Origin of the sequence: Tessaracoccus rhinocerotis (assembly GCF_007197885.1) — a bacterium.
GTDB classification, from domain to species: Bacteria; Actinomycetota; Actinomycetes; order Propionibacteriales; family Propionibacteriaceae; genus Arachnia; species Arachnia rhinocerotis.
This window is the reverse complement of the sequence record NZ_VKKG01000004.1, coordinates 74,857-92,708: the sequence shown is the minus strand read 5'-3', so window position 1 is coordinate 92,708 and position 17,852 is coordinate 74,857. Positions and strand designations below refer to the sequence as shown.

Genomic DNA, 17,852 nt, shown 5'->3' with positions numbered 1-17,852 from the left:
CAAGCAGCAGGTGGTCACGACTTCGTAACGTACAGGCCCGTATTTGCTGGCTTCCGCCCTGCTTCCGTCGAACGCAAATCCGGTGGGCCGCGGTCCCGGAGGCTTCGCCTGAAATCGCGTGGACGGATCGGAACCGCCCGCCCTGCTGACGCTTCGCCAGCCCCGCCGGTTATCTCCAGAAGCCGTGTGCCTACGCTCGTCGGCATGGCACGCATCCTCATCACCCACGCCACCCGGGCCGGCGCGACGCGCGACGTCGCGGACATCCTCGCGGGCGCGTTCCGTGAGCAGGGCCACGACGTCTCGTGCTCCCCAGTGCGCGACGCCCCGTCCCTCGACGGCGTGGACCTCGTCGTCGCGGGCAGAACTCGTCGATCCGGTTGGCCAGCGGGGTGCCCGTCATCAGGAGCACCCGGGGCACCCGGTCGAGGATGTCGGCGGTGCGCCGGGAGCGCTTCGCCGCCGGGTTCTTGATGTAGTGGGCCTCGTCGACGACGACGCACCCCACCTGCTCCACCGGCAGTTCCTGGTGCACCGCCCAGCGCAGCGTGCCGAAGCTCGTCACGGCCACCCCACCGTCTCGTCGCCACGCCTCGAGGGCGGCCCGCCGGCCCTCACCGTGGAGGCGGTGCACCTCCAGCCGGGTGTGGAGGGGGACCTCGCGGACCCAGTTGGTGACCACGGCGGCCGGACTGATCACGAGGAAGTGCGTTTGGCCCTGTGCCCGCAGGTGGGCGAGTACGGCCAGCGCCTCCACGGTCTTGCCGAGTCCCATCTCATCGCCGATGACGACGCGCTCCTGCACCAGCGCGAACCTGGCGGCGAAGTCCTGGTAGCCGCGCAGCGAGGCCTCCAGGTACATGGTGTTGAGGTCCAGTGCGCGGATGGCGTCGACGACGTCGGAGGGAACGTCGCCCTCGAACCTGCCGCCGTGCTCGGAGAGGAACCCGAGCTCCGAGAGGAGGGCGTAGTAGTGCGCGGGGCGGGCGAGGAAGTCCATCCAGGGGTCCTGCGGCACCTGCGCGACGGACGGCACCCTGGCAGCCGCGGCGCGCTCCGCGACGGCGGCCAGTTCCGCTTCGAACTCGTCGACGGTGCGCTCCCCGACGCAGAAGACGGCGAGCCATTCGTCCCCCGGATCGAGCGCCCGCAGCACCCGGTCCGCCGCCTCGGCCCGGGCGAGGTCCGCCGCCGGGTCCGTGCTGGTGCGCACCCCGTCCCAGACCGCCAGCCGGGCGAGGAGGGCGGTGGCGTGCGCGGGGCGGGCGACGGCGTCGACGTGGACGGGGGTGGTGTCGTAGGTGGTGTTCCACAGGGTCGTGGCCGCCGCCCGGATCCGGGTGGCCGACATCTCGCCGATCCCCGGGAACTCCTCCAACTCGTGCAGCCGCTGGTGGACGTCGAGGACCGTGGTGACTCCCCCGACCCGGAGTGGGCCGATCGGGATCCGTTCGCGGCTGGCGTCCCGGATGGCCTCGACGGGCATGGCGGCCAGGACCTCTCGGGCCTCGGCGAGCCGGATGTCCTCGCAGGCGCTGCGGGCAGCGTCGCGGAACTCCATCTCCGTGTGGAGGGCGATCAGCAGCACGGCGACCGCGGACTCGGCGCCCGCGAGTTCCGAGACGGGCAGCAGGCGCTGCTGGCCGTGGTGGGGTTCGACGTGGGCGCCGAGTCCCACGCGCGGGTCCAGCGCGTCGCCCACCAGCACGGACGGCGCCCCGGCGTCCTCTGCGAGGCCGGGAAGCCTGCCCACGAGGTCGGCGTCGCGGACGGCGTCGTGGATCTGCGTCAGCTCCCGGGCCGCGGCGTGCGCCTTGTCCCTGGTGCGGCGCCCGGCGAAGAACCGGCGCCACCCGGAGAGGTTGCGCACCTCCGCCAGCAGGGGTCCGACCCGGTGGTGGAGCTGCTGGATGAGTTCCGACTCCCGGAAACCCAGCGTCGGTAGTAGCCGCTGCCGGAGGAGCGCGCCCAGGTCCGGTTCGTCGTCGGGCCCCAGGGGCAGGACGGTCCAGGCGTGTTCACCGTCGGATCGAACCTCGACGGCGGCCTCCCTCAGTCGCTGCGCCGCCGCGTCCGCCTCGGCCGCCACCGCCGCGCGGTGGGCGAGGACCGGCTCGGCCAGCTCCGCCATCGCCTCCACGCGCGCCGCGACCCGACGGAGCTGCTGCCGCGCCTCGGGATCCATGGTCCGAGCCTATTGGGGCGGCGACCCGACACCGGGCAACAGGTGTCCGGAGGGGTTGGTGACCAGCGCTCGCGAGAAAGCGATTTCGGTGCCACTGCAGTGCGGGGCCACCGGCGTGTCGCGGACCGTGGTCACGCCCCGGCGGGCTGCGCCCTCAGATCCAGCAGAGCGCGCGCGGTGTTCGAGTCGGTGATCAGGACGTCGCACCAGCCGCCGAGCAGCGCTGCGCGGATGGCGGCGAGCTTACGCGGTCCGCCGGCCACGCCGACACGACGTGGCACCGCCTTGAGCGTGGCCTCGTCGATGCCAAGGGTCCGGCCCACGAGGTCCGACTCCACATGGACCCCGTCGGCGTCGAAAAAGTTGAGGCAGACGTCCCCGACGGCGCCCTGCTCGGCCAGCCGGGTCAGGTCGGCCTCCGGAAGGGTGTTGCCCGAGGAGACGAGCAGGGGCGACGGCTCGGCGCTGCCGATGCCTACCAGGGCCATGGTGAGCTCGCTCCAGGAATCGCGCACCGAGGAGATCTGCGGATCAGTGAGCAGGGAGTCCCGCACCTCCTTGCTGGCCACCACACCGGGAGCCGGGAAGTACTTGACGGCGGCACCGGTGACCCTGCCGAGCCTCTCGGCCAGTCGGGTGGCCTGCACCTGCGCCCTGGGGTCGCCCACACCGCCGATGACCTGCACGATGGACTCAGCGGTGCGCATCGAGCGCGGGGACATCGCCTCCACCAGCGCCAGCAGGGAAGTCGACCACGAGGAAAGACCCACGTGGTCGCTGGGCAGCATGGTGGACTCGAGGTACCTGGCCCCCGCTGCCCCGATCGCGTTGAGGACCTGGGAGTCGTTGCCTGCGTCCTCGACGGCGACCCCGGCCACGACGACGTCCCGGAGGTTGTAGGACTCCCGGACCTCGTCCTCGAGCGCCGAGAACAGGCCGGGCGGCTCGACGACGATGGTGCGGACGATGCCCTCCGAAACGCCCTCCTTGAGGAGCCGGGAGACCCGCGACTGTGACATGTTCAGGCGCGCCGCGATCTCCGGCTGTCTGAGTCCCTGCTCGTGGTAGAGCCGGGAGACCTTGACGATCAGCGGGAGCCGTTCGGATGCGTCGCGTGTTGGCACGCTCCGAAAGCTAGCACCTGAATGGCTATTCATCTCAAGTCCGTCTGACAGGGGCTCAGCCTCCGTAGAGGGCCTGCTGCACGAGTCGGTTGGCCTTGACCGCGTCCTGGGCCTCCTGCGCGGCGGTGAGTTCTTCGACGTCGAGACGGTTCAGGGCTGCGTCGATCCGCTTCAGGAAGTCGATGGCCATGTTGGCGGCGTCGACGGAGTCCTCCCGGAAGGGGAACTGGTCCAGCTGCCACACGCCCTCCCAGTTGTTGCTGCGCAGCACGTGGAAGAACTCCATCAACTCGATGGGGTGGACGGTTCCGGCGATCATGTCGTCGTCCCATGAACGAAGGTTGTCGTTCACGTCCATCCCGAACAGACGCCCGTAGTCGATGGCCAGCTGGGCGGAGTCCGCCGGGGACTCGCCGCCGTACAGCGCGTGGCCGAAGTCGAGCAGGATGCCGATGTTGGGCAGGCCGATCTTCTCGATTCCCAGGAGCGTGCGGGACACCGAGTCGAAGGACATGTGGTTGCGCGGCTCGCGCGGCTTGTACTCGACGACGAACTTCAGGTCGGGGTTCTCCTCGGCGAGCTGGCCGAGGCCCTCGAGCGAGAGCTCCCAGAGCCGGCGGTGGTTGACCTGGAACGGGTAGTCCCAGCCGTCCTGGCCCGGCCACAGCTTCACGTAGTCCGCACCGAAGTAGCGCACGACGTCAGCGGCCTCGGTAATGAGGTCGTGGGCGAGGCGCCGGACCCCCGGGTCGGGGTTCGTGAAGGCGCCCTTGCGGAAGACCTTGGTGTAGATCTCCGGGGTGATGCCGATGACGGACAGGTTCTGCGCCTCGAGCGCGGTCTTGACCTGCTCGTTGGTGAAGTCCCCGCCGAAGAAGGGGTAGTTCAGGTCGACGACGGAGAGGTCGTCGACTTTGCCGGCGAGCTCGATGGCGTCGAGGATGCTGCGGGAGTCGCCGTAGCCGTCGGTGGCGTAGCGGTCCACGTAGGTGGCGAAGTGCCAGATGCCGGCACCGAAGCGGAGGTTGGACATGTCAGTTCTCCTTGCGGGTGAGGTTGAGTGCCCGGGACCACTGGGCGCGCGTGGCCCGGTTGTCCCCGGCGGGGGTGAAGGTGGTGGACTCGACGGCGTCGAAGGATCCACCGATGGTTTCGGCCGCCAGCTGGGCGGCTCCGCGTGCGGACAGTCCGGTCAGTTCGGGGCGGCGCACCGTTCGGCCGGCGACGTCGGCCTGCAACTGCATGAGGAAGTCGTCGGCAGCGGGTGCGCCGTCGGCGAGGATGCTCTCGATCGGGGCGGCGGTGGCGGCGGCATCCAGGACGTCCGTGATCTGGTGCGCGATGGCTTCCATCGCTGCTCTGGCAAGGACGGCGGGCTCTGTGCCCAGGTCGAAGCCCACGAGCACGGCGCGCGCATCCGGATCCCAGTGCGGTGCGCCCAGGCCGGACATGGCCGGCACGAGCGTGACGCCGTGCGTGCTCGGGACGTCCCGGGCCAACGCCACCAGTTCTTCCACGGGTCGTGAGAGCAGTCGGGACAGCCACGCCAGGGTGGCGCCGCTGGCGAGGATGTTTCCCTCGAAGGCCACCTGTGGGACGTCGCCCAGCCGCCAGGCCAGGGTGCCGACGAGACCGTCGGGGATGTCGCCGGCATCGGCGGCCAGGCCCATCACCGAGGAGCCGGTGCCGTAGGTTGCCTTGACAGCGCCCGGCCGGCGCACGCCGTGGCCGAACAGTGCGGCATGGGAGTCCCCGAGGATCGCGTGGATGCTGCGCCCCGGCAGGTCGGTGAGTTCCGCGGTGGGCTCGTCGGAGGCCGCGACGCGGGGCAGCAGGGCGTCGGGGATGTCGAACAGCTCGCACAACTCCTCGCTCCACTCGCCCGTGCCGAGGTCCAGCAGTTGGGTGCGCGATGCGTTTCCAGCCTCGATGCGGTGCTCCCCGGTGAGGGCGGTGACCAGCCAGGAATCGACGGTTCCTACGGCCAGCTCGCCCCGCCTTGAGCGGGACCTGTCCGGGTCCACCCGGTCGAGCAGCCAGGCCAGCTTGAGCGCCGAGAACATCGGATCCAGCGGCAGGCCCGTGATCGCCCTCACCCGGGCCGCCTGGGCGGCGTGGGCCACGGCCCGGGAGGCGGTGCGACGATCCTGCCAGCCGAGCATCGGCCCCACCGGCTGCCCGCTGGCCCTGTCCCAGACCAGCGCCGACTCCCGCTGGGTGCTGAGCGCGACGGCCTCCACCGCGTGCTCGTCCGCGATGCGGGCGATCACCTCCCGGACGCTGCCGAGAATCAGGACTGCGTCCTGCTCCACCCATCCCGGGGAGGGGTGGGACTGGACCAACGGCACGGCGGCGCTGGCCACGGGGGCACCGGACGCATCGAAGAGCGTGGCCTTCGTGGAGCTGGTGCCCTGGTCGACGGCGAGGATCACAGTGCTTCCCGGGCGACCTCGGCGATGTTGCCACCGGTCAGGCCGAAGTGCTCGAGGAGCCAGTCGTTGCTGCCGGTGGGCGCGAACTCGGTGAGGCCGACGGGGATCACCTTCGTACCGATCCCCAGCTCCGCCACCACCTGCGCGACGGCGGCGGACAAGCCTCCGGAGATGTTGGCCTCCTCCGCCACGACGATCACCCTGGTCTCCTCGGCGGCCGCGACGATGGCGTCCCGGTCCAGCGGGGACACCCAGGCCGCATTGAGCACGCGGGCGCTCACGCCGTCGGCAGCGAGCAGGTCGGCGGCCTCGATGGTGCGGGCGACCGTGGTTCCCAGCCCGATGAGGGTGACGTCCTTGCCTTCACGCACGCTGTTGAACCTACCGCGTTCCCACGTGGAGTCCTCGTCCGTGACGGTGGGGACCTTGTGGCGACCGATGCGCAGGTACGTCCCGCGCGGTTCCGCAACGAGCGCCTCCAGCGCCTGCCGGGTCTGGCGGGGATCGGCGGGGACGGCGACGTCGAGGCCGGGCAGGGCCCGCATCCAGGACAGGTCCTCGACCGAGTGGTGGGTGGGACCCAGTTCCCCGTATGCCATTCCCGGGCTCATGCCGCAGAGGATCACCTTGTGTCCCGAGTAGGCGATGTCGGCCTTGATCTGTTCGGTGGCACGGCCGGTGAGGAACGGCCCGGCGGAGCAGACGAACGGGACCAGGCCGGTCGCGGCCAGTCCGGCGGCCACGCCCACCATGTTCTGCTCGGCGATGCCGACGTTGATGAGGCGGTCCGGGTAGGCCTCCTTGAACCCGCCGAGGTTGGACGAGCCGACCGAGTCATTGCAGACGGCGACGACCCGCTCGTCGTCGGCGGCCAGTTCGATCAGGGTCTCGGCGAATGCCTTGCGGTTGTCGAAAGTCTCGGTCATGCGAGCTCCTCCAGTGCCAGTGCGACCTGCTCGGCGGTGGGTACCTTGTGGTGCCACTCGACGCGGTCCTCGATGAATGAAACGCCCTTGCCCTTGGTGGTGTTCGCCACGACGGCGACGGGCTTGCCCGTGGTCGAGGGCCCGAACGCCGCCAGCAGCTCGGCGACGGAGTGGCCGTCGACCTCGCGGACCTCGCAGCCGAACGCCGCCAGGCGCTCGGGCAACGGGTCGAGTCCGTTGGTCTCCTCGGTTCCAGCGCCCTGCTGCAGCCGGTTCCGGTCCACGATGACGGTCAGGTTCTCCAGGCCGTAGTGCCCTGCAGACATCAGGGCCTCCCAGTTGGACCCCTCCTGCAGTTCGCCGTCGCCCGTGGCGACGAAAACCCGGGAGTCGACCCCCTGGAGGCGGAGGCCGATTGCCTCGCCGACGGCGACGGGCAGGCCGTGCCCGAGCGGGCCGGTGTTGGTCTCGATGCCGGGCACCTTGTTGCGGTTGGGGTGCCCGTTGAGCGCGGAACCGGCGGCCATGAAGCTGGCCAGCTCGTCCTCCGCGAAGTAGCCGACGCGGGCAAGCGTCGAGTACAGCGCCGCGGCGCAGTGCCCCTTGGAGAGGATGAAGCGGTCCCTTTCGAGCCTGTCGCCCTCGGACGGGTCCAGACGGAGGACTCCGAAGTAGAGCGTCGCGAGCACGTCGGTGATGCTGAGGTCACCGCCGATGTGGCCCGCGCGGGCGGCGTCGATGGTGGTGATGATGTGGCGGCGGATGATGCGGGCCTGGTCCGCGATGAGCGATTCCCGCTCTGCGGGATCGGCCGCGTCGACCTTCCGGCGCAACTCTCGCCAGGCACCGGCCCTGGATTCGTCTGTCTGGAGCATGGATGTCCTTTGCATATCCATTCAAGCTTGAATGTTTGCCTTCAGTCTACCCGCGAGTGGTCTGGTGTCAACCCGCGGATGGTGTCCTGGAGAGGGCCGGGGAGGCGGCCGAGAGCGGCACGCCTCCCCGGATCACAGCGGTTTGCGGCTCAGTCCTCGAGCCCGAACAGGGTGTACTTGTCCGCGTTCGAGGCGTCGATGAGGATGCAGTCGACCGACTGCTTCTCGGGAGCGCCGGTGTCCCCGGTGCGGATGAAGGAGTCGGCCTGCTCGACCGCCATCTGGGAGATCAGGACGGCGGGCTGCAGACCGGTGGCCAGCAGCGTGCCCTCCTTGATGGCCTCGACCGCATCAGGTGCACCGTCGAAACCGGCGACGATGATCTGGTCGGACTTCCCGGCGGCCGCGACGGCGGCAACCGCTCCGAGGGCCATCGTGTCGTTGCCGGCGATGATGCCGTTCAGGTCCGGGTAGCGCTGCAGCAGCGTCTCCACCTTGGTGAAGGCCTCCTGCTGGTCCCAGTTCGCGGTCTCCTGGGCCACCATTTCCATGTCCGGGTACTGGTCCAGAATGGCGTGGTACGCCTCGGAGCGGACCGCGGCGTTGGTGTCGGTCTCGCGGCCGAGGAGTTCGACGTAGGTGCCCTTGCCCTCGAGTGCTGCTCCGAAGGCCTCGCCGACGAGTCCAGCGCCCTGGGAGTTGTTGGCGACGATCTGCGCCTTCGCGACGCCCGTCTTGTTGATCTCACGGTCGATGAGGAAGACGGGGATGCCGGCGGCCTCGGCCTTCTCGACCGCACCGATGGTGACGTCGGCGCCGGCGTTGTCCAGGATGATGGCGACGGCGTTGTTGGAGATGGCCGAGTCGATCAGCTGGGACTGCTTGTTCGGGTCGTCGTCGTGGGAGTCAGACGTGGTCTCGTAGCCGAGCTCTTCTGCCTTGGCGACTGCCGCGTCGGCCTCCGCCTTGAAGAACGGGTTGGAGTGGGAGGGGGTGATGACGGCGATCAGGCCGCCCGCCTCACCGGCAGGCTCCGTCTCCGCCGGGGCCTCCTCGGTGGTCTCTGCCGGGGTGGTCTCGGCCGGGGCCTCGGTGGTCGGATCAGGGGTGGGCTCGGCCTCGGTGCCGCCGGAGCAGCCGGTGAGGGCGAATGCGCCGACCACCATGGCGATGACCAGCTTTACGAACACGTTGTTGCGCATGATTCTCCTTCGAATGTGTACGCGGGTTTTCTGGATTCTTCGGGGGTATTGGGGGAAGGTGGCGTGATCAGGTGGATCGGGCAGCCACCTCCTTCTCCTTCTTCACGCTGGCCGCGGCGGCCGCGGCCGCCCGGGCGGTGGAGAGTCGCTCCTGGACCTGGTCGAGCATGACCGCCAGGACGATGACGGCTCCCTTGATGAACACCTGCCAGAAGCTGGAGACGCCCACCAGGACGAGACCGTCGGAGAGGAAGCCGATCACGAAGGCACCGATGAGTGTGCCCTTCACGCTGCCCCGGCCACCGGCCAGCGAGGCACCGCCGATGACGACCGCCGCGATGGCGTTGAGCTCGAAGGTCTCACCGGCCTGTGGAGCGGCGGACGTGAGCTCCGAGGCGATGATCAGGCCGGCGAGGGCGGCGCAGGCGCCGGAGATCATGTAGACGCGGGTGGTCACGCGCTTGACGGGGACGCCCGAGAGTTCGGCGGCGCGGGCGTTGCCGCCGGTGGCGTAGAGCCAGCGACCGAACGGGGTCTTCGCCACGAGCACCCACACCAGCACGGCGACGATGACCATCAGCCAGATCTGCGTCGGGACCCCCAGCGGGCGCCCGGTCCCGATGAACGAGAACCCGGTGTTGCCCAGGGCCTCGCTGCCGCGCAGGTTGGGGAAGGTGGAGCCGTTTGAGATGAGCAGTGCCGCGCCCCGGGCCATGTAGAGGGTGCCGAGGGTGGCGATGAACGGTGCCACGTTGAACCTCGTGATGAGCACGCCGTTGATCCAGCCCACGAACGTGCCGACAAGGATCGAGACGAGCACCACCACCAGGACCGACGGGTAGGCGGTGGTGTTGAGGAGGTCCCCCAGGGTGAGGTTCATCCCCTTCAGCATCACGCCGGCGACGATGCCGGAGAGCCCGACGATGGATCCCACGGACAGGTCGATGCCGGCGGTCAGGATGACCAGCAGCATGCCGAGGGCGAGGATCGCGTTGTAGGCGACGTGCCTGGTCATGGTCACCAGGTTCGAGCCGGACAGGAACGTGTCCGACATGCTGGCGAAGACGATGATGAGGACGATCAGCGCGATGAACGCGCGCTGGTCGAGGACGAACTCACCGAGCGAGCGGTTGCCGAGGATCATCTGCGCCGCCCGGTTCCGGGTCGGCTGCTGGGCTGCAGCGGTCATTCGGCTGCTCCTTCCGTTTCCATCTGCTGGTGTTCGAGTTCGACGAGCTCTGAGTCGTCGGCGGCGGCGAGGACGGCCTCGCGCGTGGCTGATGCCGGGGTGAACTCGGCAGCCACGCGACCACGGGACATCACGAGGATGCGGGTGGTGGAGTTGAGCACCTCTGCCACCTCGGAGGTGGCGAACAGTACGCCCACGCCGCTGCCGGCGAGTTCGGCCATGAACTTGAAGATGTCCGCCTTCGCACCGATGTCGACCCCACGGGTCGGCTCGTCGAGCAGGATCAGTTGCGGTTCGGTGAGGAGGGCCTTGCCGACCACCACCTTCTGCTGGTTGCCTCCGGAAAGGGACCCGATGGGCGCACCCTGGCTGGAGGCCTTGACGCGCACCGAGCCGATGACGTCGGCGTTGCGGCTGCGCTCGGCCTTGCCGTCGGTGATGCCGAGCCTCGTGAAACGGGTGACCGAGGCGAGCGAGAGGTTGGCCCCCACCGACTGGCCCTGGACCAGTCCGTCCTTCTGCCGGTCCTCCGGAACGAGGTACATCCCGCGGGCGATCCGGTCGCCGATGCTGGTGTTGGTGACGTCCCTGCCGAACAGTCGGACGGACCCGGCCTGGGCGCGGTTGCGGCCGATCAGGGTCTCGAACAGTTCGGTGCGGCCGGCACCCATCAGCCCGTAGATGCCCACCACCTCACCGGCTCGTACCGAGAGCGAGAGGTCGTCGACGGCGAGCCGGCCCGGCTGCGTGGGGTCTGCCACGGTGAGGCCGTCCACCTCCAGCACGGTGTCCCCGACGGCGGCGTCGATGACGGTGAACATGTCGTCGGTGGACCGGCCCACCATTGCCGAGACGATCCACTTCAGGTCGATGTCGCGCATCTCCGCCGTGGCCACCAGTTCGCCGTCGCGGAAGACGACGGCGTGGTCGCCGATCTCGAGGGTCTCGTCGAGGTGGTGCGAGATGTAGACGATGGCCACACCCTTGTCCGTGAGGTCCCGGATGACGCGGAAGAGCACCTCCACCTCCGTGGCCGACAGCGCCGACGTCGGCTCGTCCATGATCAGGACGCGGGCATCCTCGTCGAGGGCACGGGCGATCTCGACGAGCTGCTGCTGGCCGAGGCGCAGGTTGCTGATGGTGGCGCGGGGATCGATCGGCTCCTCGAGCAGGTCCAGCACGGCTTGGGTGCGCCTGACCTGCTCCTTGGTGTCGACGAAGCCGAACCGCTTGATCTCGCGCCCGAGGAAGATCGACTCGGCGACGGTCATGTTCGCGCTGAGGTTCAGTTCCTGGTGGATGATCGCTACGCCGCGGGCCTCCGCCTGGGCGGGACTGGCGAAGGTGACCTCCTCGCCGTCGAGGGTGAGGGTGCCCGCCGTCGGGGACTCCACGCCCGACATGATGCGCATCAGGGTGGACTTGCCTGCGCCGTTCTCCCCGTAGAGGACGGTGACCTTGCCCGCACGGATGTCGAAGTCGACGCTGTTGAGTGCGCGGGTGCCGCCGTAGACCTTGGAGATGCCGCGGGCCGACATCACCACCTCGTCGAGCGCGTGGGCGGGGTGCGCCGTCACTGGTCGGCCTCGATCTGGATCGGGGTGATCGTGATGTGCGCCGGGTCGTCGTAGGTGAAGGCGCCCAGAACGGTGACCTCGGAGCCCAGGAGCGCCTCGAAGTCGGTACCGGCGAGGACCGTGGACTTGACCTGGTTGTTGAGTTCGGTCGCGACTGCGGCGAAGTCGATCTGGTTCAGGAACATCTCGAAGGTGACCAGTCCGGTGGCGTCGCGCACTGCGGTACCCGTGATGGCCGGCCCGGTCTGGACCCCTACCGTGACGTCCCCCGTCCCCTCAACCTCGAGCCCTGCCTCACCGAACGTGCCCTCGACCACCGTTCCGGTGACGCGCACCGGGTAGGAGAACGGGGAGTCGCCATTGCGATGGCCGTGCTCTGCACCCGCCTGCTCAGGGTCAGCATCGATGGCGTCCAGGAGGGTCACCAGGTCCACGGCGTTGTCCGTGATGTTGGGCACCACCTGCGCCTCGTAGATCTCCTGCGCGTAGCTCACGGGGTCAGCGATGACGTTCTCGTCACCGACGGCTTCGTCGGCGGGCTCTGTGCCCGGAGCGTAGAAGCGCGTGCCGCCAAGGATCACGGCCATGACTCCGATCCACATCACAGTTCTCCACAACAGTGGGCTCTTCCAGAAGGGTCGCTCGGGAGCGTTGCTCATCATTGGTCCTCGTCGGCTCTGACTCGTGATGCATATTCATTCAACATCGCACTGGTATGCGGCGAATCTACAGTCAGTGTTGCATAGAAGTCAATGGGGCCCCACGAGCGCTCTGGCGGCGCCGCACCGCAGCGGCCACCACACAGCCAAGAACCTTCGAACGGGAAATCACCCGCGTCGCGACCATTGCGTAACGTTTCAAAAACCAGTAATCTTGCCCTTGGCAAGCGCTTTCCACGCTGGCTACCGTTGCCGAAGAAGCTCCGGTTGAGCGTCGTCGCAGCCGCTCACTGCGTCACAGCCCACTCTCAGATACCCAACTCACCTCTTGGGACCGACCGAAAGGCCTTGAATGAGACTCCGCCGCCGTACCCTGATCGCCAGTTCCTTCCTCGCCGGCGCACTCGCGCTCTCCGGATGCGCCGCCGACGCGCCGGCCAGCACGGAGTCCGATCCGGCTTCCGAGGTCAGCCTGACATTCGCGTTCTGGGGGAACGACGATCGTGCGACCCGCTACAACGAACTGATCACCGCGTTCAACGAGAAACACCCCAACATCACCATCAAGACGACCTTCACCGACTTCCCGAACTACTGGGAGAAGCGTGCGACCGAAGTTGCGGGCGGCGGCCTCCCGGACGTGTTCCAGTTCTCCGACAGCTACCTGCGCCAGTACGCCGAGCCCGGTCACCTACTGGATCTCGCCGAGATGTCGGAACACATCGACTTCTCCAGCTTCGAGGACTCGTTGCTGGGCACCGGCCGGTTGAACGACGTCCAGTATTCGCTGCCCACCGGCTACAGCATGTGGGCGAACTTCGTGAACGACGACCTCCTCGCCGAACACGGCGTGGCTGCTCCTGAGGGGGACACCAGTTTCGAGGACTTCGACCAGTGGATGGCCGACTTCACGGACATCAGCGGCGGCGAGGTCTACGGCGGCACCGACTACACGCAACGAATTCAGACCTTCGAACTGGTGCTGCGCGCCAATGGCAAGAACCTGTACACCGAGGACGGCCAGCTCGGCTTCACCGAGGATGAACTGCGTGACTACTGGGAGTCGGGCGCCGGCCTGCGTGACGGGGTCACAGCCCCGCAGCAGCGGCTCGAGGAACTCAGCCCGATCTCTGGCTTCGGCGCCCGGCTGACGGCGACCGAGATGAGTTGGAGCAACTTCCTGGGTAGCTATCTCGCCGACTCCGGCGCTGAGTCGATGTCGATCGTCGCCCCCCCGACGGCCGTTCCCGGCTCCAAGGACCTGTACCGGCAGGGCGGTCTGCAGATGGCGATCTCCGAGACCTCCGAGCACCCAGAGGAAGCAGCGCTCTTCCTGGACTTCGTCGTGAACAGCCCAGAGGCTGGCGAGATCTTCGGAACCACCCTCGGCTTCCCGGCATCCTCGACCAAACTGGCCGGCACGACTCTGGAGGGCGTGGACAAGCAGGTGGCCGATTACATCGAGTCCGTCTCCGACCGTGTGGGCGAGGCACCTCCGGTCCCGGTGGTCGGCTACGGCTCGCTCGAGCAGACGTTCTGGGACCTGGGCAAATCCATCGGACTGGGCGCCATCACGGTGGACCAGGCCGTGACCGACTTCTTCATCGAGGCCGAGGTCATCCTCGGCTGATCGTGGCGGAAGTGGTGGGAGAGGAATCGGCAGGGACCGGCCTGACGCGCGAACCCGCCGTCCCCGGGCCGTTGTGGAAGTAGGGTTAACCGCAACCGCTCCATGGCCGAAGAAGCCCGTGTGGCCGAGAGGAACCCGATGACCCTGCTGACCCGCGACGGCGTGTCGCTGCTGCTCCACTCCCCCGCCGCCGGACTGCCGTGCGTCCTGCACTGGGGCGCCGCGCTGACGGAGGTGGGAGCGGAGGCGGTCTCGTCGGCCCTCGACCGGCAGACCGCGCCAGGAACGCTGGACGCGGCCTGGTGGCCGACGCTGCTGCCGACGGAGGGAGACGGCTGGTCGGGCCGCCCGGGTCTGCAGGTGCATCGGGATGGGCGACTGCTGAACCCGCGCTGGGATGCCCAGATCGAGGGCGACGCCCACACAGCGACGATCACCGCGCACGACGCCACGGCGGGCCTCTCGCTGGTGTGCACGATTGAGATCGGGGCCAGCGGCGTGGTCCGCGTCGACAACACCGTCCGCAACACGGGCTCCGCCTCGCTGGGCGTCGACTGGGTGGAGGCCAGCCTCCCCGTCCCCCGTTCGGCCACGCACCTGACCACGCTCGACGGGCGCTGGGCGCGCGAGAAGCGCCCGGTCACCACCGCCGTCCCGGCCGGGTCCACGACGCGGCAGTCACGACGGGGCCGCCCCGGCCACGACGCACCGATGTTCTACCTGCTCACCGACGGCGAGCCGCGCTGGCACGAGGGTCGGGTGTGGGCGGCCCACGTCGCGTGGTCCGCCGACGTCACCTACCGCTACGACCGCGTCTCCGAGGCCCTCCCCCTGCTGGGCGGCGGCGAGCTGCTGCGCCCGGGCGAGATCGTGCTCGCACCGGGTGAGGAATACGCCGCGCCGTCGGTGTTCCTCGTGCACTCCGACGCCGGGCTCGACGGGGTCGCGGACCGGGTCCACCGCTGGCTGCGAGCGCGGCCGGGGCACCCGTCGACGCCCCGCCCCTTCACCCTCAATACCTGGGAGGCCGTCTACTTCGACCAGCGACCCGGCCACCTGGTCGAGCTGGCCGAGCGCGCCGCGGAACTCGGCGTCGAGCGGTTCGTGCTGGACGACGGCTGGTTCCTCGGTCGGCGCGACGACACCACCAGCCTCGGCGACTGGACGGTGGACCCGACGGTGTGGCCGGACGGCCTCAGGCCACTGGCCGACCGCGTGCACGGGTTGGGGATGCAGTTCGGGCTGTGGTTCGAGCCGGAGATGGTCAGCCGGGACTCCGAGCTGGCCCGGGCGCATCCCGACTGGTTCCTGCACGACCCGCGCCACCTCGACCACCGGACCGAGCTGTCCTGGCGGACGCAGTTCGTGCTCGACATCGCCCTCCCCGAGGCGTACGAGCACGTCCGCTCGCAGATCTCGGCGGTGGTGGACGAGGTGGGCGTGGACTTCATCAAGTGGGACCACAACCGCGACCTCGTCGAGCCGCTACACGACGGTCGCCCCGGCACGCACGCGCAGACGCTGGCCACCTACGCCATGATCGACGAGCTGAAGCGACGCCACCCGGGCCTGGAGATCGAGTCCTGCTCGAGCGGCGGGGCGCGCACGGACCTGGGCATCATGGCGCACTGCGACAGGGTCTGGGCGTCAGACTCCAACGACCCGGTCGAGCGCCAGGACATCCAGCGTTGGACGGGGCTGCTCCTGCCGCCGGAACTGGTGGGGGCGCACGTCGGGCCCACCGAGTCCCACAGCTCGGGGCGCACCACATCGCTGGGGATGCGGATGGCCACGAGCCTGCTCGGCTCGGCGGGCCTGGAGTGGAACGTCCTGGAGTGCACCGACGCCGAGATCGAGGCGATCCGCGGGTTCGCGGCCCTCTACAAGGAACTGCGTCCCCTGCTGCACTCCGCCCGCGTGACCCACCCACCGCTCGTCGACCCGGCGTGGCGGGCCACCGGCTTCATCGCCCCCGACGCATCAGCGGCGGTCGTGGTGCTGGCAGCCGTCGCGGGGCTCGACGACGCCCGCGCCGAGCGGCTGCGGATCCCGGGCCTCGACACCGCGCGCAACTACCGGGTGCGGGTGCGCACCGAGATCGAGTCGAAGTGCGGCTGGAACCTCCCGCCGTGGGTGAGCGCCGGCGAGGTGACGCTGCCGGGCTCGTTCCTGGTGGAGGTGGGCCTGCAGCTACCGACCCTGTGGCCGATGCAGGCGATGCTGCTCCACCTGACGGAGGCGTGACCCGGTTCTGCGGGCAGGTCGCCCGAGTAGGCTCGGCCCATGGACGGTGAGACGCGGGTCGTGACGGCGCTGCAGGAACTCAGGATCGACCACACGGTCACCAGGCACGGCCGGGTGCGCTCCCTCGGGGAGGCGGCCGCCGCCCGCGGCATCCAACCGCGCGACCTCATCAAGACACTCGTCGTGCGACGCGGCGACGACGACTACCTGTTCGTGCTCGTCCCCGGCGACCGCGAGTTCTCCTGGCCAAAGCTGCGCACCCTGCTGGGCGTCAGCCGGCTCTCCATGCCCGACGCCGACACCGCCCGCGACGTCACCGGGTACGAGCGCGGCACCATCACCCCGTTCGGGGCCCTGCACCCGTGGCCCGTGATCGCGGACGAGTCCATCGTCGGCCACACCATCTCCATGGGCGGCGGCGCGCACGGCGTCGGGGTCACCGTCGCCGCCGACGACGTGATCCGGGCCTACGACGCGACGGTCGCGGACGTCTCCGACCGCTGACCCCTGCCCTCCCGGCTCGATCTGGTGCTGTTCACCGCCTACTCGCGCGCCCGCGGCTAGTGTGGAATGCCCGACCGAACCAAGGAGGACCAATGGACCTGCTGAATCGGACCGACATCCAGGCGCTCGCCTCGTCCGAGGCAGACGAAACCCACCTCTCACTGTTCATCCCCACGCATCGGGCCGGCCCCGAGATCCAGGGAGACCAGGTGCAGTGGAAGAACCTCGTGAACCAGGTGGAGACCAAGCTCCTGGAGGAGCTGCGGCGCCCAGACGTCGAGGCGCTGCTGGAGCCTGCCCGCGACCTGCTGAACGACTCGCCCCAATGGCAGCACATGGGCGACGGCCTGGCCATGTTCCTGCGGCCCGGCTGGCACCAGACCTACCGCATCCCAGCCCGCCTCCCCGTGCTGGGCGCGATCGGGGACCACTTCGTGACCGGCCCCCTCATGCGCCTGCTCTCCGACGAACACTTCTTCCTGCTGGCCATCAGCCAGAGCAAGGTGCGCCTGATGGACGGCAGCCGACACACCGTCGAACAGGTCCAACTTGGCGACATCCCGACCGCCGTGGCCGACGTACTGGAGGAACCGGACCCGGAGGGCGGCGGCCTGAACATCCCCATAGGCAGCAGGCGCGGCGGACCCGCCGTGTTCTACGGCCACGGCGCCACCGCCGAGGACGTCAGGAGGGATGACCTGGTGTTCTTCCTGCGCCAGGTCTCCACCGGACTCGACGAGATCCTCGGCGGGCAGTCCGCGCCGTTGGTGCTCGTGGGTCTCGAGAAGAACATCGACGCCTACCGCGGCGTCAACAACTACCGGAACACGCTGTCCGAGGCGGTGCGTCACAACCCCGACGAGCTGTCCGCGGCGGAACTGCACGACCTGGCGTGGCCCCTCGTCGAGGCGCGGCTGCAGGCCGAGCGCGACGACGTGGTGGCGAAGGCGCAGCAGTTGCAGGGATCGGGGCGATCCTCGACCGACCTCAGCATGATCCGCGACGCCGCCCAGCAGGGTCGGGTCGAGACGCTGCTGATGCGCTCCGACCCGGACTGCTGGGAGGAGGCGACGGGCGAGGCCGGGGACAGCGTCGTGCGGTTGGGCGGCGATGACCGGTTCGCGGTGTGCGAGCAGGTCGACGCCTCTGCGGCCGACACGCTGGCCAACGGCGGTCTTGTGTACGCGACCTCTCGAGAGGTGGTCCCCGACAGCCCCGTCATGGCGGTTCTGCGCTACTAGGTGCAGGGGCTGTGGCCCATCCCGCTGATTCTGCGACCCGGAACGAAAATGAAAAGTTTCAAAC

General features: G+C 69.1%; 14 protein-coding genes. 4 read left to right on the top strand and 10 right to left on the bottom strand.

Annotation, left to right across the window (positions count from 1 at the left end; genetic code table 11):
- Positions 1–220: 220 nt before the first annotated feature.
- The 10 genes from FOJ82_RS10460 to FOJ82_RS10415 all read right to left on the bottom strand — a co-directional run bounded on the left by FOJ82_RS10460 (position 221) and on the right by FOJ82_RS10415 (position 12,097).
- Positions 221–2,185, bottom strand: a complete 1,965-nt coding sequence (locus FOJ82_RS10460) for an SNF2-related protein (RefSeq protein ID WP_143938437.1) — start codon at positions 2,183–2,185, stop codon at positions 221–223.
- 131 nt (positions 2,186–2,316) lie between these two features.
- The gene (locus FOJ82_RS10455; protein ID WP_221933120.1) at positions 2,317–3,309 is read right to left on the bottom strand and encodes a sugar-binding transcriptional regulator; all 993 of its coding nucleotides are present in this window, start codon (positions 3,307–3,309) and stop codon (positions 2,317–2,319) included.
- A 55-nt stretch (positions 3,310–3,364) separates the two neighbouring features.
- On the bottom strand, positions 3,365–4,342 hold the full coding sequence (locus FOJ82_RS10450) for a sugar phosphate isomerase/epimerase family protein (RefSeq protein ID WP_143938435.1): 978 nt from the start codon (positions 4,340–4,342) through the stop codon (positions 3,365–3,367).
- A 1-nt stretch (position 4,343) separates the two neighbouring features.
- Complete coding sequence (locus FOJ82_RS10445) at positions 4,344–5,741, bottom strand: FGGY family carbohydrate kinase (RefSeq protein ID WP_143938434.1); 1,398 nt, start codon at positions 5,739–5,741, stop codon at positions 4,344–4,346.
- The gene (locus tag FOJ82_RS10440) at positions 5,738–6,667 is read right to left on the bottom strand and encodes a transketolase family protein (protein WP_143938433.1); all 930 of its coding nucleotides are present in this window, start codon (positions 6,665–6,667) and stop codon (positions 5,738–5,740) included. The genes FOJ82_RS10445 and FOJ82_RS10440 overlap by 4 nt, the downstream gene beginning before the upstream one ends.
- On the bottom strand, positions 6,664–7,542 hold the full coding sequence (locus FOJ82_RS10435) for a transketolase (RefSeq protein WP_143938432.1): 879 nt from the start codon (positions 7,540–7,542) through the stop codon (positions 6,664–6,666). Before FOJ82_RS10435 ends, FOJ82_RS10440 begins: the two co-directional genes overlap by 4 nt.
- Before the next feature lie 149 nt (positions 7,543–7,691).
- Entirely contained in the window at positions 7,692–8,744 is a 1,053-nt protein-coding gene (locus FOJ82_RS10430; protein WP_221933119.1) for a D-ribose ABC transporter substrate-binding protein, read from the bottom strand.
- A 67-nt stretch (positions 8,745–8,811) separates the two neighbouring features.
- Positions 8,812–9,933, bottom strand: a complete 1,122-nt coding sequence (locus tag FOJ82_RS10425; RefSeq protein ID WP_185975734.1) for an ABC transporter permease — start codon at positions 9,931–9,933, stop codon at positions 8,812–8,814.
- Positions 9,930–11,510 (bottom strand): sugar ABC transporter ATP-binding protein, encoded by a 1,581-nt coding sequence (locus tag FOJ82_RS10420; protein WP_221933118.1) that lies wholly within the window; start codon positions 11,508–11,510, stop codon positions 9,930–9,932. Before FOJ82_RS10420 ends, FOJ82_RS10425 begins: the two co-directional genes overlap by 4 nt.
- Entirely contained in the window at positions 11,507–12,097 is a 591-nt protein-coding gene (locus FOJ82_RS10415) for a DUF2291 family protein (RefSeq protein ID WP_185975733.1), read from the bottom strand. Before FOJ82_RS10415 ends, FOJ82_RS10420 begins: the two co-directional genes overlap by 4 nt.
- A gap of 424 nt (positions 12,098–12,521) precedes the next feature.
- Between FOJ82_RS10415 and FOJ82_RS10410 the strand changes: the two genes are divergently transcribed.
- From FOJ82_RS10410 to FOJ82_RS10395, 4 genes are all read left to right on the top strand, one after another.
- Entirely contained in the window at positions 12,522–13,799 is a 1,278-nt protein-coding gene (locus FOJ82_RS10410) for an ABC transporter substrate-binding protein (protein WP_143938430.1), read from the top strand.
- Between the two features lie 138 nt (positions 13,800–13,937).
- Positions 13,938–16,043 carry an alpha-galactosidase gene (locus tag FOJ82_RS10405; protein ID WP_185975732.1) on the top strand — a complete coding sequence of 702 codons (2,106 nt, stop codon included), beginning with the start codon at positions 13,938–13,940 and terminating at the stop codon, positions 16,041–16,043.
- 39 nt (positions 16,044–16,082) lie between these two features.
- Entirely contained in the window at positions 16,083–16,547 is a 465-nt protein-coding gene (locus tag FOJ82_RS10400; RefSeq protein ID WP_143938428.1) for an aminoacyl-tRNA deacylase, read from the top strand.
- A 92-nt stretch (positions 16,548–16,639) separates the two neighbouring features.
- Positions 16,640–17,788: a baeRF3 domain-containing protein gene (locus FOJ82_RS10395; RefSeq protein ID WP_143938427.1), complete on the top strand. Its 1,149-nt coding sequence runs from the start codon at positions 16,640–16,642 to the stop codon at positions 17,786–17,788.
- Positions 17,789–17,852 lie beyond the last annotated feature (64 nt).